A 25,147-nucleotide genomic window follows, 5' to 3' on the forward strand; every position below is an offset into this window, starting at 1 on the left:
AGGATGTGGTTAGACTTAGAATATTATGGCTTGCGCATTACCTACGAGCCTTTCTGTGGCGAGATATTTGTTACTGGCCATAACTTGGATTTCTATAGTGAGTATTTAGCGCAATTTGGGTTTGCAGCCCATACGCACTCATTCAATCAAAATGCTTTATCTGTATCTAAAAATATTTTTGCTCCGCAATGGCAGAGTTTTAAGCAAACCTTTCCACACTGTGAGGAAGTTAAAGCTTTACCGGAGTTAGTTTCACCAGTACATATAAGCCGACTAAAGGCAAGGGAACAAGAAAATGCAGCTAACCAGCAAAGAGCAGCTCTTGGAGCTGGATTATCAAGCGTTCAACAAACTGATGATCAGACCGAAGTGGCGAGAGCATCTGCCAAGTTACAAGGGGAACGCGAACGAGCATCACCCATTAGTAGTGGCAGCGCCACCGAAAGAGTGGGTGATCTTAGAGGAGCAGACGCTGGAAGAACTCAAGGAAAAGCTAGTCCAAATGATGGACGTAGACGTACTAATGATTCTGCCAGCTTTACCGCAGTTAACAAAGCATCTAATCGAAGTGTTAACGCTGGAGAATCCACTAGCGCTACTACAGATGAGCTACCGAGCAGACGCAATAATGTTCTTTCAGAATCTGCATCTAGTATTGAACGAGATAATGCTGGATCAGCAGGCCAAAATTCTAAAAACACAGCCATTGACCCAGAGCTACTCGCAGAACGTAGCACACCTGAATCAAATCAAGCTGATTTGTCGGGAGTTCCTGACGGAGCAATTGCTAACCCTTGGGCAAATGGAAATAGCGCAGTTAGAGCAAGCGTTACAGAGTCGGCTGCTGCGGCTTTACGATCAATAGAGACATTTTATAGAGAGTCAGCAATCGCATTAGGGGCAGTTACATTAGACGAGGTTTTAGCAAGCGCCAGCAATATGCAGACTGCGTTACAGGAAGTTGGGGCCTCTTTAAATGTTGGTAGTTTATTAGCCAAGCACCCTGTTAGCGAAAGCTTTAAAACTGTTAATTCTTTGGCCGAGATACAACAACTTTTCGAACTGTATGGTTCCGAATTTTCAGTAAACTTACTAGACACAGGGAAGCGCTGGAACCAGTTAAGCAATGATTTTGAAGCTGATAACAGTGTTTCATCAGATAAACTCAGCACGATTATCTACATTGCTTTGCTTGAAAGTATTAACCCACCTGCAGCAGAGCGTCTAGCTAGTTTTGGCCGCAGTCCTGAGCGTAAGACATTAGCTAAATTAGTTGAATCTAAGGTACGTGAGCTGCAAAACGAGCCAGCCCCAGCACCTTTATTACCTACTTTCGATTTAGGTATTCATAATCAGTCACTTGTGAAGTTTAAAGCTAGCCAAGAAGAGCGATCTGCCTATATTTCAGAAGTACTGAAAATTCAGGATTTAATGCTTAATAGTGTCACAAGAGAAGCTATAGATAGCTCATACCGAGAAGCGTTAACGATCGACACTAAGTTGCAAACCCTTGCACAGGACTTTTATGTTGACAATGACTTCAAAGGACATCCTGTCTTTCTTTTAGTTGATAATTTTATTGATGAGCATGGGATTAATCTATCCGATTTATCAGCATTTGTGGGTGAGCATGTAACAGGCAGAACGTTGCTTGATACATATAACGAATCAAGTATGTTTGCTGAAACGACTCCAGTGATCGATGAAAAACAACTTGAATCAATAACCTTCGACTGGTTAGCCCATCATTCAGGTTTTGAGCTTCATGAGCTAATCAACCATATCCCCGCTAGTGTGAAGGCTGACTTAGAAAACAAGTATAAGGAAGCCATAGCAGGGCTAGGTGACCAACAGCTAGGGAAAGTGACTTTCTTAGATGTAAGGAACAGATTGGCAAGCCTTGGTTTTACTACCACCGAAAATGATGATGCTCCACGAACAGCATTCCGAATAGAATATCCAAACATTGATAGTGAAATCGTTACATTGCGAGAGCTTGCCGCTGATCGATACGAGATGGATATAGCAGGCCAAAAAAAGAGCCTTTATGTTGGTGGCAATCATGATGCTTTTGCAGTAGTCGCAGAGGCTTTGTTTTTAGTAAATCATGGCTTTTATAAAGCTATGATTAATGCAGGTTATGACCCAATACCCAAGCAAGGGGTTATAGGTCTAAACACAGATGGTAATGAGGTTTACAGAGACGAAAATGGTGTCCGCGCATTCTTGGATAACGGTGTACGTGTAAGCGAGTCCGTACTATTAAGGCCAACAAGAAACGGGCTTGTTTATAATGTTGAGAAAGAACGTGCCAATACACCATTTGAAACGACTTATGAAAAATTAGAAAGGTTGAACTTAAACTCAGAGCTAGAGCTAGAACCCACACCTGAGCCAGAACCAGAGCTAGAACCCACACCTGAGCCAAAACCAGAGCCAGAACCCACACCTGAGCCAGAACCAGAGCTAGAACCCACACCTGAGCCAGAACCAGAGCTAGAACCCACACCTGAGCCAAAACCAGAGCCAGAACCCACACCTGAGCCAAAACCAGAGCTAGAACCCACACCTGAGCCAGAACCCACACCTGAGCCAGAGCCAGTGGCGGTGCTTACACCTGCTTCTGAACCTCAGCCTGAATCGCCAACAAACTTCTTCAATGATGATGGTCATGAAGTAGTTGAACGTGAATGGCGCGGCGCAGATGTATCACATATACATCTAGCTCAAAGTGGCCGTAGCCGGACGCGATCAGGTATTTTTTCAGCGACCGTAAAGGCCCTCGTTGCAGCTGAACATGAGCTAGAAGTAGAAGGTAAAAGACGTTGCTCTGATAGCCTCATGACAGATCTATGCTTGTTTGAGGGTTGGGGAGGCTTATACCAGTCAATTCGTCCTGATCTTCGTAAAAACATGACAGATTATTCGCTAAAAATGGCATTGTCTGAGCTTGATATGACACAGACGGAGTTTTCTAGGCTGCTTCAAGATAACCGACTAGAAAGCTACTACACACCACCTGAACTATGTCAGTCCATGTGGAGCGCCCTTGAAAAAGCAGGGGTAAGTGCAAGTAGCAACATTTTGGAAGCTGGCTGTGGTTCAGGACGGTTTTTTGTTACAGCGCCCGATTCCTTTAAGTCGTACGCAAACATGGTAGGTATTGAAGCCGACCCGTTTGCAGCAAGAATTGCAAAAGTGTTAGTGCCAGATGCTCAAATTATAAATAACCGCTTTGAGGGTACGTATCTTGAGAGGAATGGCTTTTCGGCAGTTATTGGTAATGTGCCATTTGGTGAAACATTAATCACTGACTCAAGATTTGGTTCAAAGCAGCACCTGATCCATGATTATTTTCTTTTACGATCTCTTGAACATTTAGAGACTAACGGCATTATGGCTGTTATTACATCAAAAGGAACAATGGACAAAGCAAACTCATCGGTAAGGAAACAGATGGTTGCTCAGGCTGATCTGATAGCAGGTGTCCGATTACCGTTGCAAGCATTCGCTAGCCAAGACACAAACGTGGTTACTGATATTTTGGTTTTCCAGAAACGGCCAGCTGGGACAAAGCCTTCGTTTGATTACAGTGAGGTAGTGACAAAGCATTTTGATGCGCCTTTCCTTAATAAGCGTGCTAAAGAGGACGCAGAGGAAAAAGCCAAAAAAGGGGAACCTTTAACAGAGTTAGAACAACGTCTGTTAAATGGTGAAGATGTAAACGTCACTATCCGAGCAACTGTTAATAGGTTTTTTGATGAACACCCGCAATTTGTTCTTGGTACTGAAAAGGCTGTTTCTAGTGCTTTTGGCGGTGAGTACACTGTCAGCGGGGAAATTGGTAAGCACATAGACGAAAGCAGGCAGCTTAATTATGAGCTGATCAACTCAGAATTGTTGTCACAGGTCGATGAAGGAATAGTAAACAAAACATCTTGGGAAGCCGAGGTTAATGCGGATGTCAAAACGGGTGTTAACTGGTCATTCGAGCCAGCTAAAGCGGACGAATTAACTCTTGATACCTACGATGGTTTTGTCGGTGATTACATCATTCATAACGATGCGCTTTATTCAGTAACTGATCGCAAAGGGAAATATGAAAACGCGGTTGCAGTAGGCTATGAGTATGTGATTTTACCTGCTGAATTGAGTAAGCGAGCAGAAAGTGTAATTCGCTCATATATTCCTTTAAGGGATGCAGCAAGACGCTTAGTAACCGCTCAAATGGAGGGTAGCGATGAAGTGCTGGCTGAAGCTCAAAGTACAACACGTGAACTTTATGACTCATTTGTTAAGAAACATGGTCCAGTAAATCAGAGAAAAAATGGACTGATTCTGAATGCTGATGTTGGCTATAGTGAGGTGATAGCGCTTGAGTTGTATGATGATGAGAAGAAGCAGGTAATTGAGCTAGCGGACACATTTACAAAGCGAGTTATTGGTTCGCTTGCGTCTACAAAGATTAACAGCGCAGAAGATGCTTACTATCACAGCATCAATAAGAAAGGTGCCATTGACTTTGACTTAATGTCAGAGGTTTCTGGTATAGATAGCGATGAGTTAAAGAAATCGTTGCTGGGTAACTTGGTATTTGTTGATCCAAAGAATAATGAGTATGTCCAACGTGATATTTATCTTTCAGGCAACGTAGTAGAAAAGCTTAGAATCGCGCAAGACGCTGCAGAACGCGACAGTTCTTTTAGATCGAATGTATTTCACTTAGAGGAGGTGCGACCTGCCCCAATTGCTTTTCATGAGATCAGCTTAAGATTGGGAGCACACTGGATTCCTGTTGAGGAAGTACACGCTTTTGTAGAAAACCTTTTTAATAAAGAAATTCAACCTGCTGAGTTTTCGATTACTCGAAATGAAACTACAGGTGAATGGAGTGTTGATGTTCATACACGTTTTAGAAGCGACCACTCAGCGCAGTTTTCATTAGATTACGGTACCGAATCATGCTTGTTTAATAACCTTCTTGAGATGACCCTAAATGGCAAAATGCCTACGCATCGCTACCCGAAGGTGAAGGGAGAGAGAGGAACCCCGCCCATTGATACTGAGCGCACGATGGAGAGCCGCGCTAAACAGGAACAAATTCAACAACGTTTTTTAGCGTGGATTACTAACAGTGATGAAAGAGTCGAGCGTTTTGAAAACCTATACAACAATACTGTAAACGTAATAGCGCTTCCAGAAGCCAGTGGCGACCACATCACATTTGATGGGCTTAATGCTACTTGGGTACCACGTAAACACCAAAGCGACTATGTTGCCTTGATGCTACAGGGTAAAAACTGTATGGCTGCGCATTGTGTAGGTGCAGGTAAAACATTCGAGATGGTTGCTGGCGCTATGAAACTGAAGCAAGTCGGCTTAGTTACAAAACCTATGATTGCAGTGCCGAATCACATGCTTAATCAAATGGCGTTTGAGGGTAAAGATCTCTTTCCTGCAGCAAAGGTATTGATTGTTGAGAATGCCGACCTTAACAAAAACAACCGCGAAGCATTCTTTGCTAAAGCACGTAACAATGACTGGGACTTTATTGTTTGTACTCATAGCATGCTTGATAGGCTGAAAGCGCCCTATAGAATTCGCATGGAGTTAATAGAAGATCGCATTGCAGTAGTAACAGAGCAACTTAATACTGAAAACAAACGCAGGGCAAGGTCGTTAGAGGCAAAGTTAAAGGGCTTGCAGTCGGAGCTAGTAGCCTTAAGCGTGGAGCAAAACGATCTTGAGCAATCTGCATCGATCGTTACATTAGAAGATTTGGGTGTTGATAGCCTGTTTGTTGATGAGGCTCACCTATATAAAAACCTAAACCTTGATAGCAGTAAACAGGTTCTTGGTATACCACAGAACGGATCAAAACGGGCACAAAATCTAAAAGAACTCTCGGAATATATGAGAGAGATACATGGCAAATATTTTGGGCTTAACTTCTTTACGGCCACCCCAATCAGCAATTCACTTCCAGAGCTTTACGTACATAACAACCTGCTTCGTCCTGATCTATTAGGCGAGTTGGGTATTAAGCGCTTTGACGACTGGGCAGCCTCGTTCGGTGAAGAAGTAACTAAGGCAGAGGTACTACCAGAGGGTAAGGGGGTAGGACTTCGGACACGCTTCTCACGATTTACGAACCTGCCAGAACTTATAAAGATTTTCCGCACTTTTGCAGATGTTAAAAACAGGAGTGATATAAAGCTTCCAACACCAAAGGTTGAGCACATAGTAAAAATTGTAGAGCAGACACCTTTACAGAAACTGCATATGGAGCACTTAGCTATACGGGCAAGTAATATTCGTAAAGGTAATGTCGATCCTAAAGTAGACAACATATTGAATGTTTCTACTGATGGGCGTAAATCGGGCATAGATTTACAGTTAGTTGATCCAATAATTCCGATTGATGAGGCAGGGAATAAGGCCCAGCAGGTGGCCGATGATGTTTTTGAAATATATCGTCAAACTGAAGATGTAAATGGGACTCAGCTGATATTTTGCGATATGGGAACACCGAAAACAGATGGACGGTTTAGCGTTTACGAAAAACTCCGTGACCTACTGGTAGAAAAGGGAATGCGTAAGGAAGAATTTGCATTTATTCACGAAGCTAAAAATGATGATCAAAAGGAAAGAATCTTTAGCAAGGTTAGATCAGGTGAAATTCGTGTGCTCATGGGTTCAACTTCCAAAATGGGTGTTGGTACAAACGTTCAAGAGCGCTTGGCTGCACTGCATCACTTCGATGTGCCGTGGCGACCAGCAGACTTTGAGCAGCGTGACGGTAGAATCATACGGCAAGGGAATAAGTTCTTTGATGAGGTCAAAGTGCTTAGATATATCACCAAGGACTCTTATGAAGTCTCAATGTATGAAAAGGTTAACCGGAAGCAAGAGTTTATTGAGCAAGCCATGAGCGATCCAGACAGTGTTTCGCGTGTGATGGAAGAAGATACAGAAATTGACTACTCGGAAATCATGGCAGCAGCTACAGGCGAACCTAAGATACGCGAACACTTTGAAATTGGAGCTAAAGTTGATGCCTTACTATCGAGTAAGCAAACCTTTGAAACAGAGTTGTTCCGCCGCCGTAGTAAAGCACGGGAAACACGCAGTTTTATCTCCAGTGTCGAAAACCACATAAAAGATGCTCATAGTATTATGGAGGACATACCTAAAGCGCGACTACAGCATGCAGTAGTTGATGGTGTAAGTGCATTCCAAGCTGGACCCACAAGCTGGCTTTGCAGACGTACTATTGGTCAAATTGTTAAAGATAGGCTTAAAAAGGCACAGGTTCACGTGCAAAGCAGCAATGAGCAGGTACCTATGGGCATTAAAGTTGGTAGCTTTGAGCTGAAAGCGGATAGGACTGGTGGCGGTTATGTGGTTGCTAAATTCAAGTCAACAAACCCTAGCAAAGAGGTTCATTTGAATAAAGCGGTTGCTTTAAACAACGTTACCACTATCTATAGCAGTGATAGTGATCAGCGAGCTGGGAACCAAGTTATGAGGCTATATGAAACGTATAAGAGCGTAGATGATTTAAAGCTTGAGCATAAACAGCTTAGTGAGCAGTTAAGAATCATTGAAACTGGTTTTGAAGGTAATCCTGAATGGCCGCATAGTGAGGAACTAGAATTAGCGCAGCAACGAAAACGAGAGCTTGATCAGTGGTTCGTATCTCAGGACTTTGACCAAATGGCTGATAAGGAAGATCAGTTTGCGATGTATCTTGAGCGTCTCAATAGTGATATGGAGCAGAACCGTTCTACAAATATGCAGGATACGACTGATGATTTGTTCGTACTCAACGAGCAGGCAACGGGAAACCTGCCCATCGAAGATAACTCTGACGATGAGGAAAACCAAAGCTATGGCCTAAGCATGTAGCATTTAGGTATCAAGCTGCGCTCGCTTCTTTTTTTAAGGCGAGCGCTCGGTTTATTGCCTGATTAAATTAAAGGATGGAGGGGATAATAATGTCTCTTAATGATCGTGAGTGGCGACGTGAAGAGATCCGAGAGGAGCGTAGCAGAGCTAGAACCAATCAATCCACGCCAAAATATACTGGCATGAGCGTAAACGAGTTCTTAGTTCAAGAACGTAAAAAGCTTGGGGGTAAATCGACCAAGCAATTTAAGCCAAGCTCTAGCAAATCGAAGGTTTGGCTGTACCTGCTCATTTATGCTGTAGTTTTTGTCTCAGGATTTATTTTCTATTACTACTACTTGTCTATGCTGTGACTATAGCAGTGATAGTGATTAGCGAGCTGGTTGCGACATGTGTCTGTGCCGCGCCCTGAACAGATTGGCTCAACTATGATTAATCAGTTTCCCTACAATTCACAATGGCCGTATCGAGCTATTTGTTAAGCCTGTAACACCTTAAAGACGCTTGATTTTAGCAAGGTAGGTAAATAGAGCTGATCACTATTTGATCAGCTCTGATTTTGCTTTGAAGCGCCTGTCAAAAGAAGCCTTTTCCATAGACTTACTCACAGTTTTAGTGAGTAAAAACATACCCTGCTTTTCGTTACTTTTTAAAGCTGATTGTTTTCCAGTTTTGGATGGCCGTTAGTCTGTGGAAATGTCCCTTTTATAGGAGCATTTTTATAGCTATAGGTTTAGGGGGGGTAAATCTGCACACCTTTTGAGTTGCAGGGGGGGGTGAATCTGCATACTTTTTGAGTTGCAGGGGGGGTGAACCTGCATGCTGTTAGGTTTTCAGACCTCCGATCTTCGACTAGAACTGTTTACATGTATTCATGTTGATCGGTCGAACGCCATACCGATATCTAGCGCACTATCAGACGTTCCCTCTAGCTTGGGTAGTAAAGCAAAGACCCTTGAGTATCTTGGTTTAGCAGGTTTATAGGGGGAGTAGTTGGGCGAGTTCCCCCCAATGTACGACTTGCTCATTAGTCAGAGAGACTACTCAATCTGTATACCGTATACGAATAGTGTGATTCTATTAGTTGTTAAGTTATTTGTAGCATACTATCATACGTATATTGGAGCATTTAATTTGGGGATACACGAAGATGAAATTAAAAATTGCAAGCATTGCTTGCAGCCTATTAATGGTAACAGCCTGCAGTTCAAAACAGCCCAAATATCAGGTTGTTATGGACGAGTCAGACCCAGCAGTAAGTGCTCTTAATGAAGCGGCTTTACGTGTAGCTCGGGCAGCGGAACAGGCGTCATTGGCTACCACAATTGATAATCGCCGCCAAGGAAAGGTTACTCGTGAGTACAAAATTGATCTATCAAAAATGCCACGTGAAATGCGTGAACCCATTTTATTAGAGGGTGGGTTTAGTGGGGAACTAGAAGTGTTTACAAAGTCTTTGGCAAGTACGGTCGGTTGGAAGCAGCCACTAATCTTGGGTAAACGCCCTGCAGCGCCATTACTAGTTAATTTAACCGAACAGCGTAGAGCGCCAGCCGAGTGGTTTGCAGATGCAGCATATCAAGTGCATGGGGCAGCCGATGTAGTGGTTGACCCTAAAATCAAACAGATCGTGATTCAATATAAGTAAAGGAGAGTTACGTGAAGTATATCCGTATCGCAACAGCGGCAAGCTTAATGGTGCTGCTCCCTACGCAGGTATTTGCAGACTTCTTAGTTGACGGGGTGTCAGCAACATCGACTGAAAAGGGTTTAATGGGCTATCGGTCACACTATGAACAAGAGGGAAAAGCTGGTTTCCGCAAGCCAAATGGTGATATGAAGTCGCAGCAGAAAAAATACCAAAAGCAAAAACTGTATGTAGATAACGCTTATCGAAGTGTTACACATGTCGGTACAGGTCATGCAGTAGTCCGCAACGTTCATATTAACAATGTTCAATTTGATACTGCATTGGGCATTCTACTACCGTCAGGCTGGCAATTATATCGTGATCCAGCACTCACCAATGACGCATTGCCAGAACATATTAATCTTAGTGGAGGGACTCCATGGGTGGATCAGCTAAAGACTATTGGCGACTACCACTCACTTAAGTTTAATGTTGATTGGTATGATCAAGTTGTTGTGATGTCAAAAGGTCGTGACGTGGCAGGCTACACAAGCGATAAGTATCGTGTTATTCAGCGTTCAACTACTGAGCCTGCTGGAACTGACGAGGGTTGCGGATATATTTATCTCGATTCAGGTATGTGCAAATGAATAAGCTAGCATTTGTTATTGCTACAGTTTTGTTGAGTTTGACGGTTGGAATCAAAGCAGCTGAGAAGACTACAGATCGTCCAGATGTGCCGCCGCCTTTAACCTTTGATCAGTTTCCCAAAGAGCTTAACTCTAAACAAACATCGGCATGTCAGATGGTTCTTTGCCTATCTAGCCCGATTGGTTTATCAACTAGCGAATGTACTAAACCGCTTAGGGACTACTGGAAGATGAGTAGTAAGAAACGTCATCGGCATTTAAAACTCTGCCCAAGGTAGCTCTTAATTAACTTTAATAAACGCTCTATGCGGACTTCGATAGGGCGTTTTTTATTTACAGTAAAACAGGGTTTAGATGCGTTATTCAGAGCAACAGATAGCTATAATCGAGCACCCACTAAACAAGCATGCGAAAGTAATAGCAGTAGCTGGCTCAGGAAAATCAGCAACAGTAGTGGGGCGTATCGAATATCTAATTAACAACGGCGTAAGCCCAGCCCAAATACTAGCTGTAATGTTTAATCGAGATGCGGCTAACGAGATGTCAGAACGACTGCTAAGTCGTTTAGGGAAACACAGAGCACCTCAGTCGATTACCTTCCATAGATTAGGAACCCTTACGCTTAGCTGGTTGACCAAAGAGCGTTTTGTTGAGCCATATGAGTTCGTTGCAGATACGTTTGCAAATGTTCGCTTTGTGCTGGATCACATGATTAATCTATTTAACCAGCAAGGATGTAAATATCCACGTTTAATTGCAGAGACATTCCTAGGTTTTGTAGACCGTGTTAAAAGTGACTTGCAGTCACCTGAAAGGGTTTTTTCTAATGGATCATGGCCAGATACACAGGCATGGTTTATTCAAGCATATTCAATCTATGAAAAGCATAGGCATGCTGCAAAGAAGCGTTTCTTTTCGGACCTGATCTATGACCCAGTAATGCTTATGGCTGAAAACCACAAAGCAGCTCGTTATGTGGCAAATAGATTCGCTCACATCATTGTTGATGAGTATCAGGATATTTGTGAGTCTCAACAACGCTTAGTTTCTTTTGTCGCAGGCAGTAAGGCGCGGTTAATGGTGGTAGGTGACGATGATCAGACCATCTACACGTGGCGTGGCGCTAAACCTGAATACATTCTTAGTGAGTTTGAGAATGAATTTAAAGGTGCGTCAACTTACGAGTTAACTAGAACATGGCGTTATGGCCATGCTGTTAGCTGTGCAGCAAATTATGTGATTGGCCACAATATAAATAGAGCTGGAAAGCTATGTATATCAGGGGCAACAGCACCTAATACAAACATACGCCTTCATTTGGATGAGAAAGTAAACGCCAGTGTTATTCCGACAATTAAGCAGTGGATGAATCATGGAAGAAAGCTTGATGATGCAACTATTTTGGTTCGGGCATTCTCCCACAGTGGGATGACGCAACTGCAGTTATTGGAAAATGCTATTCCTTTTCGATTGATCGGAAATGAAGACGCCTCGATCCTTTCTAATGATTGGGTAGCGTCACTGATCAGTTGGTTACGTTTAGCCAATGGTGAGTTTGGTCAGCATGAGTGTACAGCGGAAGATGAGCTACAAAGAACGGTATACCGAGTTAAAAAACTGTTGCCGCGCGTTTTAACACGTTTCAACAGTTACTCGTTTGAGAATCAGTTATGTAGGTCTGTAGCTGCTAATCCGTTAGGCACAGTAGGTTTTGAGAATTTTATTTTTAAGTCTCTGAAGCGTTCAGACGAATCTAGCTTAGAGGAGAACCTAAAGTGCTTAGCTGAAATGTGGGTGAAATATAAACGGGTAGTTGCTCATAGAGAATGTATTTTAGTCACAACGGTCTTCGATGAGCTACTTAATGATCTCGATATAGAGGCACGCATAAGAGCATCATGTAAGACGGCTGAGCAGGCAGAGGATACATTAGAAATGGTGCTTTCCTTCTACAGCTATGTCCAAAGCCATGAAAGTATGACGCTAAAGGCTTTTTTGAAGCACCTAGATAACCTAGAGAAAAATTCTGAGGCTGCCAGAAAGATTGATGATGCAGTCAGCATAACGAGCATACATAGATCTAAAGGATTGGAGTTTCCTTTAGTCCTAATGATTTCGTTAACTAATAAACGATTCCCAATCGACTATAAGGGTAAGGCAGGGTGCGCTGAGCGCATGGAGCAGCATTTAGAGGACGAAAGGCGGCTTTTTTATGTGGCAATGACGCGTGCAATTGAGCACCTACACTTATTTGCGCCAGCAGACAGTAATCTTGACCTTTGGCTTAAAGCTGGCAACTCAGGCTCACCAGCCAATCTAGAGCGTACAGATACAGTTGGATCAATGTTCTTATATGAGTCTAACTTATATCTTTCACGTGATATGCCGCGTTTCTTGTCCTTACCTGCAACAAGACAAGGACGGTTTGCGACTACGCCTAATCGTTTCAACGATTATCTAGCTGAATTAGGGCTTACAACCTACATATCTCGAATTAAGCATAGCGGCTAGCTCGTTGCTTGAGCTTATATCACTGGTGATATATATTGCCTGTGATATGTTCTTTTTTTTGTGAGTGAAGGAGGTAACTATGCCAAAGATTAAAACGGAGACGTACTCAGCGCGGGTAGAAGGGCAATTCTTCTATCTGAAAACCGACATTCACGTCAACGCTACCGGAGAGTTTTACTGTGAAGTACCCAGAGAATTCGCTGAAATGTCAGAGGCTTGGGAGTCTGGCGGCGGCATGTCAATCAGGCTCAATCGGGCAAAGCGGAAGTGTATCTTTTTCAAAGAGCTTTCCGCATTAGAGAGCTTTCTAACCCAGTCGTTAAGAGAGCTTAACTCGCCGACTATAAAAGAAGAGCATGTTATCCGATACTGCATAGACTCTCGAGTGGTGTTCGCTTTGAACGGGGAGGGAGAGGTAACTCCTAACTGCACTGGAGAAAATGAACAATGGGTTCTGGGTAAGGAATATGGAGGCTTGCACGCAAACAATCGAGAGAAAGGAGGATATAGCTTAAAGGTCGGAGCAGGCGCTTTTACTAAAAGGACGATTACTTTCGGCAGCTCGGAAAAGATCGAATACGAGCGGTTCTACGAAGGCGGTACCCACCATAAACGAGACAACCCAGCTCAGCGGTTAAACTCATGGGTTGGTTTCGACTTACCTAATGGAGCTAAGGAGATCCCATACACGCCTGAAGCAGCGGAGTTCTTTTACTCTCTAATGCTGGGTATGGCAAAGCTGGCAAAGCTAATACAAGAGAACACGAATGATGAGGAACGTTTGTTAGAGCTAATCAATTCAGGACAGAAATTAATTCGTAGCTAGGGGGATACTTTGCAGGTAATAAGTGTAAGCCAGCTAGTGAAGCTGGCAGGTTCCCAAGAAGCGTTAGCAGAATTGGTCGAGCTTAAGCAAGCTAACATCTCAAGGCTAATCTCATCGAAAGCCATAGTTGTTAATGGAGAGCTTTATTCTAAGTCAAGTAGCCCTAAAAACTGGAAGCTAGCTCATGAGAAACTGGTATCGGGCATATTAGATAGAAAGTATGTAGAGGGCATTATTGATGCTGTTCTGGTGATCTACGAAAGCAATCCCGAAGAAGCATCGATGATTCTGAATAATCTACAGATAAGCAAAGAGATAGTGATAAGCGTAGCAGGTATTGACTGCTTTAATAAGCTGGCCAAAGTCTGCAAGTGAGACTGATGAGGATAGAAAAAGCGCCTAACAGAAGTATACAGTTAAGGATATATCTACTGGGCGCTTTGAGATTTCAACCTGTGTCCATGACGATATGGACACAAAGCTTTCGTTCTACTGCAACGTAACTTCTTTAGCAAACATGTAATCGGTACGCTTTTTAATCGGACGATGATTTTCGTACATGCTATGGACCATTTGCACTAGTTTTTCCTGCGCTCGTTGCTCCAGTAAGCTCATATGGCAACAAGCAGTGTAGAAACCGTATGCAAAGCTATAGTAGGTATAGCATTCGTAGAAACACTCAGTACCTACCATTAAATCCATAAACTGCTTAATAGTAGGTTCAAAAAGAGGTTTGTGAAGAATAGTTTCTTCGGTTACCTGTGTCCCCATTTTACTTATTTCGACAAGGCGTGTCAGATGCTCAGCTTGCCCAAGAGGCAGTCTATAGGCGTATGGCTGAATATACTCAAGCAATGCGTTAGCAGAGGATGTGCTCACAAAACCAAGTTGCCAGCGAGCGTTAATAACGCCTGCGGCCATTGCATAAGTAGATACTTGTTTGCTAAAACCATTAGCTGCTTTAAGTAACGTTACGATTTTTTTCCAGTATTCAACTGGGTCTTTCAGATTATCGCGATGAGAAAACTTTGATTGTTTTTTTATTGGCTGGGTTTCATTCCTTAAAGGGAAGTGGCTCGCCTCATTTGTAATATCAGTATCGGCACGATCAGTCATCTTTACCCCCTTGGTCAATTCGTTCTCTGGTGATTCGCTATTACTGTAATGTCAAAACATTCTATCGTATAGTGTTATGATACGACAAATAGTTACAGGCTGCGATTTATGAAAGAAAGATTAGAGTTCGACAGAATATCTGAACTGCTGACAATGCAAGCTCAGAATTATGGGGTGGCCGCGTTCTCGATTCAAAATGAGCTAGTTACACCCGATCTATTACTGCATGACGCAGGGATGTTAAGCAATTTGCTGATCATCCATGGTGAAAGTATTGCCAAGATATTAAAGCTGTCCAGTGAGTCTTGCCTACCATTTGTATCAACCACGGCTAATACAGAAACTGGGATACAAATACAGCCAAGAGAAAACGCTTTACCTATATCAGTCTCGACCCTGATCTTTGATGCAGCCTTGGAGCATAGTATTAGCTTAGGTATCCAAAGTTTGGGTTACAGCAAGCAGGAATGGGATGCGCTCGATTTTTCAAGCAAGATTGTGCCACTAGAGCCGTATATGGACGACCTTGAACATAACTGGTTAGCGCCTGAGATTCTAGATGGTACAGCACACAACTCCTATTTCAATTTTCCTGTACTCAAAACCCTAAATCATATTTCTGTGAGCGATCTAGAGTTGTCAGAGGAACAGGAATTTAAATTTACCGATTTAGGAATGTAGATAATATGGAACAGAACCTTGATGACCTTTTCGGTGCAGCTAACAGCATCGCAGCATTAGTTGAAGAAGAACATGGAACGATTGGCAATGAGCATGCCAATCTATCTGGTGCTGGTGCTAACCTACTTGATCTATCTGCAATGCTAGATGCATCGGCAAATGATGAAGCTGAACGTGTAAAGAAGAAGCAAGATACAGATGCAGCTATTAAAGTCGCTGCACATACAGCAAAGATACTTGTACCTTTGTTTAATGCGATAGGGCAAAAAAGTAACTTGCATGAAAGCGAGAAAATACAAGAGCTGATGTCGCTGGCGCTTAATAAGGTTCGCTCGGATTCCACTCATGTAATAAATCACTATGGCCTGTCGGTTGAGGACGCGCCAGCATGGTTGGTCTCCCAAGTGAGTGGGAACCTAATGCAATCCGTACTGAAAGCCATAGATGATGGTAACACCACCGCATTTGTGGGTGAGGCGCGTGACTATTTGTTACCTCTAATTAGTTTAAAGGATGAAGCCAACGGTCTTGGAATGCAGTCCTATAACGTTTTTAACGTAGACCCAGACTTACAGCTAGCTAACCAACTCGCCCAAGCTACGTCAGCAGTCCTTTTTAGCTACCAGACACATACTCTTTATCATTCAGAGCCAAAGCAGTTGGCTATGACGGTCAATAACTTTCTGCGCGAGCGTGTTATTGAGCATGCGCTGGGCGATGTTTCTTCACAGTGGGAATTAAATGACAAGGAACGAGTTTATCTTGGCAGCACCTTGCTTTCTAGTGCTGGCAAGCTGCTGGCGCAAACGTGGTTGCAACATGCTGAAAGAGTAAAGGAAAGTGTCACCACGATGACCACGGAGCAGCGTAGAGACGTAGTTAGTAACGGTTATCCGTTAGATGAGTTGTTCGATGACTTCAATGCGAAGTTTGAGGGTGTCGAAATATCTACTTTGGTTGCCCTGAAAGAGTTAGCAAACCATAAGCAAAAAAAAAATAGTTTAGAAAACGAATTTGAGAGAGCCGATAGTTCCGACTTGTCAATGGAAATGTAAATGAAAAAAATACTTACTTTGATTGGTTTGATTGCAGCGGTAAGCCATGTTGGCGCGACAGAGTTAACGCCTGCCACACCAGAGTGCATTATTGAAGCTGCCCAGAAATATAACTTCGACCCGCTAGTACTGCTTGCGATTCTCTACGTTGAGGGCGGTACAGTCGGTCAGGTTACGAAAAACACAAATGGCACTTACGATATAGGCTTATTTCAGATCAACTCTATCCACCTACCTGAGCTTGCTAAGCGCGGTATTACGGAAACGCAGTTAAAAAACAATGGATGCATCAATACGGTGGAAGCGGCATATCATTTGCGCCGTGTAATCCCTTATCAAAAGCTTGACAGCATAAACACGCACGATGATTTCTATAGAATGATTGCACGCTATCATTCGGTTACCCCTGAGCACAATCAACGTTATGCAGGACGATTAAAGAACGCTTTTAATCAGCTGTCTAGGTACTAGGAGAGAGTATGTCATCGGAGTACAGCCAGTCTAATCAGGGGGGCTTCCAAGAGATAATCCTGATGCCCATGTTAGTAGCTTTGGTTGTATGGGCTACATGGTATTTAGCAAGGGTACCTTTGCTATTTTATAGCTTCAAACTTTCGTACTACATGTTTGAGTTCTATAACGAGTACTTTTCATTTCTTTTCTTCGCTGGTGAGTTAGCTGAGCTCCGCGGAGCGATTCAAGATATACCAAGCGTTGACCCAACAAAGCATGGTTTTGTAAGTTTGATGAAATTGTGGAAGCTACATGGCTATGTAGGAAGGTGGGTATTTATTCCGCTAATGCTTTATTGGGCGGTCAGAACTAAAAAAGGTGTTGTACGGTTCAAATATAGACGCAAGCTAAAAAACGTATATGAGTTAATGGACGTACAATCCGAGTTCTTTGTGGCAAGTGCAATTGTTAAGAACAAGAATCTATTGCAGTACGATATATTTGATGGGCCATGGGCGTACTCAGCATTACCACTCGACTTTGCTTTAGATAACCAGATCCTTTGGTGTAATAAAGACCACAGCAAAATACCAACCAGCGAAGGCAAACAAGTAAAACTTGATTTTACCAAGATGACGCCTATTCCACCTTTCAAAGCTAAGGATAAAAGTGAGCCACTTAATATCCGCCGCAGTCTGTTACCACATTATGATTATGTTGCCTTTAACGTAGAGAAAGCGCGAGACACCTATGTCGCACAGCTAGGTAAACCATGGGCTGGCATTCAATCATTATCACCATTTGAGCTGGCGCTGTTCTCAATTTTAGCTTCGCGTATAGCAGAAGATCACAAAGCTAGTGTTGCCATGATTGATCAGATAGGTTTTAGCTGGCGTGAAGCCACGTATGATAAGAACTGGCAAATAGTTAAGCCGCATACGGCAAATATGAGTGGTGTACGTGAACTAGCTGAAAAGTATGCAAACCATAAAGATGTATTGAGTATTACGGAAATGCATCATTATACGTATAACGTATTTTACTCAATGCTAACTAAAGCCAGAACAAAGGGGAGACTGTATCACGCACACCTGTTATGGATTCGCCCTATTGATCCACGGCTTTGGCGTGTCATTTGCACAGAAGGTGGCCAGTGCTCATATCAAGAAGTGGCAGGTGTGCATTCGCATCATTTGATGGAGTTAAAGATAGGTAGAAAGCTATCTCAACCTTTTGTTTTGTCTGCTGTTTATGACTTGTATAAAACAATGCAGCGTGAACACTGGATTGATCCAGCAGAGTTTTCGGAGAAAGCTCAACAGGAGCTTGTTAGTCGCGCTCAGGAAACTCTGGCAGAAGGACAAAGAGAGGCAGATATGCTAAGTCGCATGTCTGCTCAAGAGAAAAAAGCCCAAGCAAGACGTAAAGGGGCAAATTAATGAAAAAATCCGATGTGATTCATGCAGAAGATGAGATTGAATCGGGCATACAAATAGTTAACCCAAAAACTCTTTGGTCTCGTTTCTGGTTAACACTGCAGTACCCCAGTATACCTTTAGTATTTGCCTGTATTGCCACAGTAATCACTATCTTTTGGGCTGGATTTATTCCCTATTGGATAGTGATCCAGTTTTTTCTTTGGCTGGCTGTAATCGGGCCTGATGACGTACTACCTATTCATTTACCTTTATCAGCTCGAAAACATGACAAACACGACCCGCTTCCAGCAGGTAGCGGTTTTAGTATGAGTCGTGGTTCGTTTTATGTAGGGTATGTGCGAAGGAATCTGTTGGAGGTATGGCTTGGTTTCAAGTCTTTAACTCAGCACTTACTCATTTTTGGTACAACAGGGGCAGGTAAGACAGAATCCATTGTTTCCCATTGTGTGAACTATTTAGCAGTAGGCAGTGGCTTTGCTATGCAGGATGCAAAAGCAGCGCCTAAAGCAATGTTCCAGATAGCCACATTATGCCGTATTTTCGGACGCGATGATGATTTAAGAATAACTAACTACATCACAGGTGTTTTAAATGACAACCCCGATCCAGCAGTACGCACTTCAAATGATGCAGCTGTTTTTGCCAGAGCTAGCGCAGACCAGATAACTCAGTTACTTACTTCTTTGCTACCACCATCAGGCGGGGATAACAAAGTTTTCCAAGAACGTGCTATTTCTACAATTGCAGCTATCGCGCCAGCTCTTACTGACTTGCGTAGAAAATACGGTGAACAAATTGATCCGCAACGGATTAGGGACAAAATGGCTTTTAAAGAGTTTGTTGGGCTATATAACAACCCCAATATCTCGAAAAAGAGTTTCGATGCCTTACACGCCTACTTGGTCTCGTTGCCAGGCTATGATGAGTCAAAGAAAGACCCAACCAAGCAGCCTGAGGAAGTAAAGAAACAGTTCGGTTATGCTCAGTCGTATTTCACGCGATCCCTAGCCACTCTGTCCGATACATACGGGCATATCTATCTCTCAGGCCAAGGCGAAATTGATTACCTTGATGCAGTTTTAAACGGTCGCGTACTGTTTACTCTATTGCCATCATTAGAAAAATCGGGTGAGGAACTCGGCGGGTTAGGAAAGATTGTGCTTTCGGCTCTCAAAGGCGGTATGGCAGTAGGTTTAGGTACAGTCTTTGAAGGTTCCGCCAATGATGTTGTTCACAATCTAGTAACCAACTCAGAAATTCCATATGGCATAGCAAATGATGAAAATGCTTATATGCTAGTAGAGGGCCAAGAGTTAATGAACGCTCAAGGTCGTGGCTTAGGCTTCGGAGTTATGACGGGAACCCAAGACATTTCAGGGATGCTCGAATCCATCTCAAAAACTACTAAGCAAATCCTCTCTAACTCAGCTATCAAGCAATTCATGTACTTGGATGACAAAGAGACGACCGAGCTGGCCATTGAACTTGCTGATACTGCTAACGTATTGGTGCGTGATAGTTACGAAGTGGGAGGTACATTTGGGGGCGTTTTCAGTAGTAAGAACATTCGTACTGATAGACGAAACAGGCTGACACCCACTTCTTTGAAGCGACAAGGTATTGGTGAGGCGTTCATCCTATATCAAGGTAAAATTCATGAGGTTCAGGTGTTTAACCATGGGATCTCAGACTCCCCTAAAGCACCCCGAACTCACAGATATTTAGACTCGTGGTTCTTTGTGCGCATGTCAAAGACCCGAGTGCCTGCCATGTCTGAAGTTAAAGTTGTTCAACAGCTATCAGATCATCCTGACTGGCATCACCACGAGCGCGTCTTAAGCGATGCTTCTTTAGAGTTGCTGAGTAGACTAAGAACTTACTTTGATAGTCAGAAGATTTTACAGCGTTATGCTGCTTTTGCAGAACAGAACAAAGAGCTGGTTCAACTCATGGGTGATGAGCTGACTCCATTCGATGAGTCAATTAATTTTATCAGGCCGATAAAGCAGCATTTGGATGTGGCTCCAACAGGAACAGTAGGTAACTTTATTTCACTTACTAAACAGGTGGGCAGTATAGAGAAAGCTTTATTCACTCACTTGTGTAATCTCACGACAGAAAAAACACGAGTAACCTCCCGAAATATTAATGCAGCTAAAGTATCTAATCTGACCATTCAAGATGATGACCTATTTAGCAGCACTGACCCTGTGGTGGTGGTTATAGATGAAACGGATAAATCAACCAACCTAGAATCGAAGCCCAATGTTATGGGGGACTCAAATCCCGATAACATAAACGCTTTAGATAACTTTATTACTGCTATCGGTATGGATGCTGTTGTAGTTGATCCTTGTGCGCCAGCCATGGACGCTGATGCGAATGGCCCTCAGATTGACGATTACAACAGTTATGTAAATGAGCAAAATAGTGGTGTGTCTGACGACTTCTTTGGTTTCAACCGAGTAGAAGCGCATGATAACGACATCGATGAGCGGAATGACCACATCGATGGGGTGAACGATCTGATAGATGAAAGAACCTCTTCTTTTGCTAAAGGTGTCTTGTCAAATCTATCGGCTATGCCATGGATTAACGCAGCAAGTGAGTATAAGCAAATGCGTGATGACTTGGTTGAGACCGAACAATTATTAACTGGAGCTGATAGAGAGCATGCAAAAAACTGTGTTGATTCAGGTTTGACTGCAGTAGCGGTTAGTTTGGACTACTCCGTTAGTAAGATACCGCCGCTGACACACGAAAACGCAGCACAGTTCTTTGCAGACCTGAACTTATCAAATGAAAACGTTGATTAGGGTCTGTTGAACATTTGAAATAAAAAAAATAGAGAGTAGTAAAATGTAATCGTAAAAAAACAATACTAACTCTCTATTCTTATGCTTCAAACATTACTTAATGACAAGCTTTGGTTGAAACTAAAGCCTATTCTCCTAGATTTGAATATCTATGACAAACCAAATTTAAGAAATATTTTCACCGGAATCTTATATCGCCTGAAAACAGGCTGTCCATGGCGATATTTACCAGAATGCTTTGGAAAATATAATACCGTTTTTAAAACTTTTAGAAGATGGACAAAATTGGATAAATTCACCAAAATTTTTAAACAGCTTATTAAAGATCCTGATATGGAGTGGCTATCTATTGATGGAACTCATATTCGAGCGCATCAAAGTAGTGCCGGGATAGGGAATCCTAAGTCAGAGGCGATCGCTAAAAGTGCCGGCGGTAATAGCACCAAAATTCATATGATCGTCGATGCTCATGGAAATCCCTTGGATTTTTTAGTAAGCGATGGAGCAACTCATGATGTTAAAGTAGCGCCTGAACTGATTAAGAAAGTTGAATTAAAGGAGACAAAAATCCTCAATGCTGATCGAGGATATATCTCAGAAGATTTTAAAATGAGTTTATTAAAAAACGAAGTTCATCCAAACATTCCTAATAGAAAGAATAGTTTAAAAGACAATAGGCATATGGACTGGCATATTTATAAAGCGCGGCATGTCGTGGAGAATATGTTTGCAACCTTAAAGCACTTTAGAGGCTTAGCAACTCGCTATGATAAGCTAAAAAGTAGCTACAGTAGCAATGTTGCTTTAGCCTGTGCATACGTTTGGTTGAAACTATGAATGTTCAACAGACCCTAATCTCGCGTCAGCAGTTGAGACGCTGATATCTTCTCGATCATGCATCCGGAAATTCAAAATTGAAGGACCATTAATGCCGGCACTTTAACTTAGAGTGGAGTATCAGGCACTGTATCTGCATTAAATGGATCAATTGTTTTCTGCATTTTATACGTTTTATATGTTTTAGATGGAATTGAAAGATGCTTCTATCAAAAAAGAATCTCGCATAAAAAATCCCAACACTTTTACAATGCTGGGATTTTACAATGATTATTATGTTGATTTCTATTTTAGGAAAGAGAAATCATTTAGAAATTAAAATGGTGATTATTCAGTCTCTAAAAGAGCTGTTAGCTCTTCAACGCGCTCTGAATCTGTTAGCCATGATTCTTCTAATGTTGAAAGTTCTGCTTCTAGGGCTGATTTATCCGTATCAATCTTTAAAAGCTCTTCTGGCGATTTTTTTTCATAGGTTTCAGGATCCCCTAATACCGCATCGATGGCATCGATTTTCTCATGAAGTTTGCCGATACGTTTTTCTGCTTGTTCAGAGTCCTTCGTTAAACGGCGGAGCTCTGCTTGAAGCTCTTTTCGTTCATCACGACTGATCTCTGTTCTTTGCTTTTTTTCGGCTTTTTTCTCCGCTTTCTTTTCGGCTTTAGATTTACCATCACCTGCTTTTTCCGTGCGATTCGCTAAGCGGTTCTGCTCGATAAGATAGTTACGGTAATCTTCAAGGTCGCCTTTAAACTCAGTAAAGCCTTTATTCGCCACAAGTACGAATTGGTCACAGCAAAGCTCTAACAGTGATGCGTCATGGGAAACCATCAGAACGCCACCGGTAAATTCTTGAAGCGCCATGGCAATCGCTTCACGCATTTCGATATCTAAGTGGTTCGTCGGTTCATCGAGAAGCAGGAGGTTTGGTTTTTGATAAACGATCATTGCAAGTGCAAGACGTGCTTTTTCGCCACCTGAGAATGGACCAATACTTTCGATCACTTTATCGCCATGGAAGCCGAATGATCCTAAGAAGTTACGAGCGCCTTGCATTGTGAGATTTTTATCGAGTTGTACAAGATGCCATATCGGCGTTTCATCGAGGGTTAAATACTCGACCTGATGTTGAGAGAAGTAACCTACGCGAAGATGTTCAGAAGCAATAATCGACCCTGCGGTTGGCTTATTTTCGCCGGCAATCATCTTGATAAGCGTTGATTTACCTTCACCGTTACGTCCTAATACGCCCATGCGTGTTTCTGGGGTAATCGTGAGATCTAAGTTTTCGATGATATTACGTTTTCCATCGTAGCTAAAACTCACATCATCAAGACGAATGAGTGGATCAGGAAGACGGTCAGGTTCTTGGAAGTTGAATGTGAATTCATTCTCTGCAAGTACTGGTGCGATATCTTCAAGTTTTTCAAGCGCTTTTACGCGACTTTGAGCCTGTTTAGCTTTTGTTGCCTTTGCACTAAAGCGATCCACAAACTTTTGAAGATGTGCACGGGTTTTCTCATTTTTCTCATATTGTGCTTGTTGAAGCGCGAGTTTTTCCGCTTTAAGGCGCAGGAAGTCTGTGTAGTTTCCTGTATATGGCGTTGCTTTTTGTTGATAGAGATGAATGATATGCGTACAGATATTGTCAAGGAAGTCTCTGTCATGGGAGATCACAATTAAGATCCCACGATATTGCTTTAGCCAACCTTCTACCCAAACAAACGTTTCAAAGTCCAAGTGGTTCGTTGGTTCGTCAAGAAGGAGAATATCAGAGCGGCACATCAATGCTTTACCGATATTTAGACGCATACGCCAACCGCCTGAGAATTCTTTGACCTGCTTATGGTAATCTTCAGCTTTAAAGCCAAGACCATCAAGTAGCTGATAAGCACGACTATCGGCACGGTAGCCATCGATCTCTTCTAGGCGCGTGTAGATGTCGCAAATTTTAGTGGCATCGCCTTCAAGTAGCGCTGCTTCTTCATCTATGCGGAGCTGTGCGAGTTCTTCATCGCCACTTAAGATATATTCAAAAGCTGTGAGCTCAGTATTGCTGATCTCCTGTGCCACTTCTGCCATGACAGCATTTTTCGGGATATGAATATCCCCTTTATCAGGATCAAGGCGACCGAGAATGGTATTAAAAAGGGTGGTTTTGCCGGTACCATTTTTACCGACAAGGCCGATACGCATTCTTGGCGCAACAGAGAAGCTAAAGCCCTCGATGAGGACGTTGGCATTCATACGGACAGTGAGGCCTTGGAATTCAATCATAACTATTGTTTTTTATCTTTTAAGTGAGTCAGGAGATGAATTATACCGAAATTTGAGAAAAGAATAAGGGTCTGTTGAACATTTGAAATAAAAAAAATAGAGAGTAGTAAAATGTAATCGTAAAAAAACAATACTAACTCTCTATTCTTATGCTTCAAACATTACTTAATGACAAGCTTTGGTTGAAACTAAAGCCTATTCTCCTAGATTTGAATATCTATGACAAACCAAATTTAAGAAATATTTTCACCGGAATCTTATATCGCCTGAAAACAGGCTGTCCATGGCGATATTTACCAGAATGCTTTGGAAAATATAATACCGTTTTTAAAACTTTTAGAAGATGGACAAAATTGGATAAATTCACCAAAATTTTTAAACAGCTTATTAAAGATCCTGATATGGAGTGGCTATCTATTGATGGAACTCATATTCGAGCGCATCAAAGTAGTGCCGGGATAGGGAATCCTAAGTCAGAGGCGATCGCTAAAAGTGCCGGCGGTAATAGCACCAAAATTCATATGATCGTCGATGCTCATGGAAATCCCTTGGATTTTTTAGTAAGCGATGGAGCAACTCATGATGTTAAAGTAGCGCCTGAACTGATTAAGAAAGTTGAATTAAAGGAGACAAAAATCCTCAATGCTGATCGAGGATATATCTCAGAAGATTTTAAAATGAGTTTATTAAAAAACGAAGTTCATCCAAACATTCCTAATAGAAAGAATAGTTTAAAAGACAATAGGCATATGGACTGGCATATTTATAAAGCGCGGCATGTCGTGGAGAATATGTTTGCAACCTTAAAGCACTTTAGAGGCTTAGCAACTCGCTATGATAAGCTAAAAAGTAGCTACAGTAGCAATGTTGCTTTAGCCTGTGCATACGTTTGGTTGAAACTATGAATGTTCAACAGACCCTATGGTATCCAATGTTTTGGTGCTTATTATA

The 25,147-nt window shown here is 42.4% G+C and carries 16 protein-coding genes; 14 read left to right on the forward strand and 2 right to left on the reverse strand.

The features are described from left to right. Window positions 1–3: 3 nt before the first annotated feature. From AC2T15_RS12555 to AC2T15_RS12585, 7 genes are all read left to right on the forward strand, one after another. Window positions 4–7,908: an N-6 DNA methylase gene (locus tag AC2T15_RS12555; protein ID WP_486779163.1), complete on the forward strand. Its 7,905-nt coding sequence runs from the start codon at window positions 4–6 to the stop codon at window positions 7,906–7,908. Window positions 7,909–7,997: 89 nt separating this feature from the next. Continuing rightward, entirely contained in the window at window positions 7,998–8,261 is a 264-nt protein-coding gene (locus AC2T15_RS12560) for a hypothetical protein (RefSeq protein ID WP_486779057.1), read from the forward strand. A gap of 797 nt (window positions 8,262–9,058) precedes the next feature. Continuing rightward, window positions 9,059–9,556: a DotD/TraH family lipoprotein gene (locus tag AC2T15_RS12565; protein ID WP_486779058.1), complete on the forward strand. Its 498-nt coding sequence runs from the start codon at window positions 9,059–9,061 to the stop codon at window positions 9,554–9,556. Between the two features lie 11 nt (window positions 9,557–9,567). Then, window positions 9,568–10,188, forward strand: coding sequence for a hypothetical protein (locus AC2T15_RS12570; protein WP_486779059.1), 621 nt, complete (start codon window positions 9,568–9,570; stop codon window positions 10,186–10,188). Between the two features lie 354 nt (window positions 10,189–10,542). Then, on the forward strand, window positions 10,543–12,699 hold the full coding sequence (locus AC2T15_RS12575; RefSeq protein WP_486779060.1) for an ATP-dependent helicase: 2,157 nt from the start codon (window positions 10,543–10,545) through the stop codon (window positions 12,697–12,699). A 79-nt stretch (window positions 12,700–12,778) separates the two neighbouring features. Next, window positions 12,779–13,525: a hypothetical protein gene (locus AC2T15_RS12580; RefSeq protein WP_486779061.1), complete on the forward strand. Its 747-nt coding sequence runs from the start codon at window positions 12,779–12,781 to the stop codon at window positions 13,523–13,525. A gap of 9 nt (window positions 13,526–13,534) precedes the next feature. Beyond that, a complete protein-coding gene (locus tag AC2T15_RS12585) occupies window positions 13,535–13,900 on the forward strand; it encodes a hypothetical protein (RefSeq protein WP_486779062.1) in 366 nt (121 codons plus the stop codon). Between the two features lie 114 nt (window positions 13,901–14,014). Here AC2T15_RS12585 and AC2T15_RS12590 read toward each other — a convergent pair whose 3' ends face one another. Further along, entirely contained in the window at window positions 14,015–14,641 is a 627-nt protein-coding gene (locus tag AC2T15_RS12590; RefSeq protein WP_486779063.1) for a hypothetical protein, read from the reverse strand. A gap of 108 nt (window positions 14,642–14,749) precedes the next feature. Here AC2T15_RS12590 and AC2T15_RS12595 point away from each other — a divergent pair, with 108 nt between their 5' ends. The 6 genes from AC2T15_RS12595 (at window position 14,750) to AC2T15_RS12620 (ending at window position 21,922) form a co-directional block, all read left to right on the forward strand. Continuing rightward, entirely contained in the window at window positions 14,750–15,322 is a 573-nt protein-coding gene (locus tag AC2T15_RS12595) for a hypothetical protein (RefSeq protein ID WP_486779064.1), read from the forward strand. Window positions 15,323–15,327: 5 nt separating this feature from the next. Then, on the forward strand, window positions 15,328–16,377 hold the full coding sequence (locus AC2T15_RS12600; protein WP_486779065.1) for a hypothetical protein: 1,050 nt from the start codon (window positions 15,328–15,330) through the stop codon (window positions 16,375–16,377). Further along, window positions 16,378–16,848 carry a lytic transglycosylase domain-containing protein gene (locus AC2T15_RS12605; RefSeq protein ID WP_486779066.1) on the forward strand — a complete coding sequence of 157 codons (471 nt, stop codon included), beginning with the start codon at window positions 16,378–16,380 and terminating at the stop codon, window positions 16,846–16,848. 8 nt (window positions 16,849–16,856) lie between these two features. Continuing rightward, window positions 16,857–18,269, forward strand: coding sequence for a secretion/conjugation apparatus DotM-related subunit (locus AC2T15_RS12610; RefSeq protein WP_486779067.1), 1,413 nt, complete (start codon window positions 16,857–16,859; stop codon window positions 18,267–18,269). Continuing rightward, window positions 18,269–21,085 (forward strand): TraM recognition domain-containing protein, encoded by a 2,817-nt coding sequence (locus tag AC2T15_RS12615; protein ID WP_486779068.1) that lies wholly within the window; start codon window positions 18,269–18,271, stop codon window positions 21,083–21,085. Before AC2T15_RS12610 ends, AC2T15_RS12615 begins: the two co-directional genes overlap by 1 nt. An 81-nt stretch (window positions 21,086–21,166) precedes the next feature. Beyond that, window positions 21,167–21,922: an IS5 family transposase gene (locus AC2T15_RS12620; protein ID WP_172767836.1), complete on the forward strand. Its 756-nt coding sequence runs from the start codon at window positions 21,167–21,169 to the stop codon at window positions 21,920–21,922. Window positions 21,923–22,249: 327 nt separating this feature from the next. Here AC2T15_RS12620 and abc-f read toward each other — a convergent pair whose 3' ends face one another. After that, complete coding sequence (gene abc-f / locus AC2T15_RS12625) at window positions 22,250–24,196, reverse strand: ribosomal protection-like ABC-F family protein (protein WP_252447443.1); 1,947 nt, start codon at window positions 24,194–24,196, stop codon at window positions 22,250–22,252. Window positions 24,197–24,345: 149 nt separating this feature from the next. Between abc-f and AC2T15_RS12630 the strand changes: the two genes are divergently transcribed. Further along, window positions 24,346–25,101 (forward strand): IS5 family transposase, encoded by a 756-nt coding sequence (locus AC2T15_RS12630; RefSeq protein WP_172767836.1) that lies wholly within the window; start codon window positions 24,346–24,348, stop codon window positions 25,099–25,101. Window positions 25,102–25,147: the final 46 nt, after the last annotated feature.

The organism is Thiopseudomonas sp. SA1F2-1K, assembly GCF_057443035.1.

Excerpts from the sequence above, each read along its gene's own strand:
- AC2T15_RS12555 (WP_486779163.1), top strand. The coding sequence starts at position 4 with ATGTGGTTAGACTTAGAATATTATGGCTTGCGCATTACCTACGAGCCT.
- AC2T15_RS12560 (WP_486779057.1), top strand. The coding sequence starts at position 7,998 with ATGTCTCTTAATGATCGTGAGTGGCGACGTGAAGAGATCCGAGAGGAG.
- AC2T15_RS12565 (WP_486779058.1), top strand. The coding sequence starts at position 9,059 with ATGAAATTAAAAATTGCAAGCATTGCTTGCAGCCTATTAATGGTAACA.
- AC2T15_RS12575 (WP_486779060.1), top strand. The coding sequence starts at position 10,543 with ATGCGTTATTCAGAGCAACAGATAGCTATAATCGAGCACCCACTAAAC.
- AC2T15_RS12580 (WP_486779061.1), top strand. The coding sequence starts at position 12,779 with ATGCCAAAGATTAAAACGGAGACGTACTCAGCGCGGGTAGAAGGGCAA.
- AC2T15_RS12590 (WP_486779063.1), bottom strand. The coding sequence starts at position 14,641 with ATGACTGATCGTGCCGATACTGATATTACAAATGAGGCGAGCCACTTC.
- AC2T15_RS12595 (WP_486779064.1), top strand. The coding sequence starts at position 14,750 with ATGAAAGAAAGATTAGAGTTCGACAGAATATCTGAACTGCTGACAATG.
- AC2T15_RS12600 (WP_486779065.1), top strand. The coding sequence starts at position 15,328 with ATGGAACAGAACCTTGATGACCTTTTCGGTGCAGCTAACAGCATCGCA.
- AC2T15_RS12605 (WP_486779066.1), top strand. The coding sequence starts at position 16,378 with ATGAAAAAAATACTTACTTTGATTGGTTTGATTGCAGCGGTAAGCCAT.
- AC2T15_RS12610 (WP_486779067.1), top strand. The coding sequence starts at position 16,857 with ATGTCATCGGAGTACAGCCAGTCTAATCAGGGGGGCTTCCAAGAGATA.
- AC2T15_RS12615 (WP_486779068.1), top strand. The coding sequence starts at position 18,269 with ATGAAAAAATCCGATGTGATTCATGCAGAAGATGAGATTGAATCGGGC.
- AC2T15_RS12620 (WP_172767836.1), top strand. The coding sequence starts at position 21,167 with ATGCTTCAAACATTACTTAATGACAAGCTTTGGTTGAAACTAAAGCCT.
- abc-f (WP_252447443.1), bottom strand. The coding sequence starts at position 24,196 with ATGATTGAATTCCAAGGCCTCACTGTCCGTATGAATGCCAACGTCCTC.
- AC2T15_RS12630 (WP_172767836.1), top strand. The coding sequence starts at position 24,346 with ATGCTTCAAACATTACTTAATGACAAGCTTTGGTTGAAACTAAAGCCT.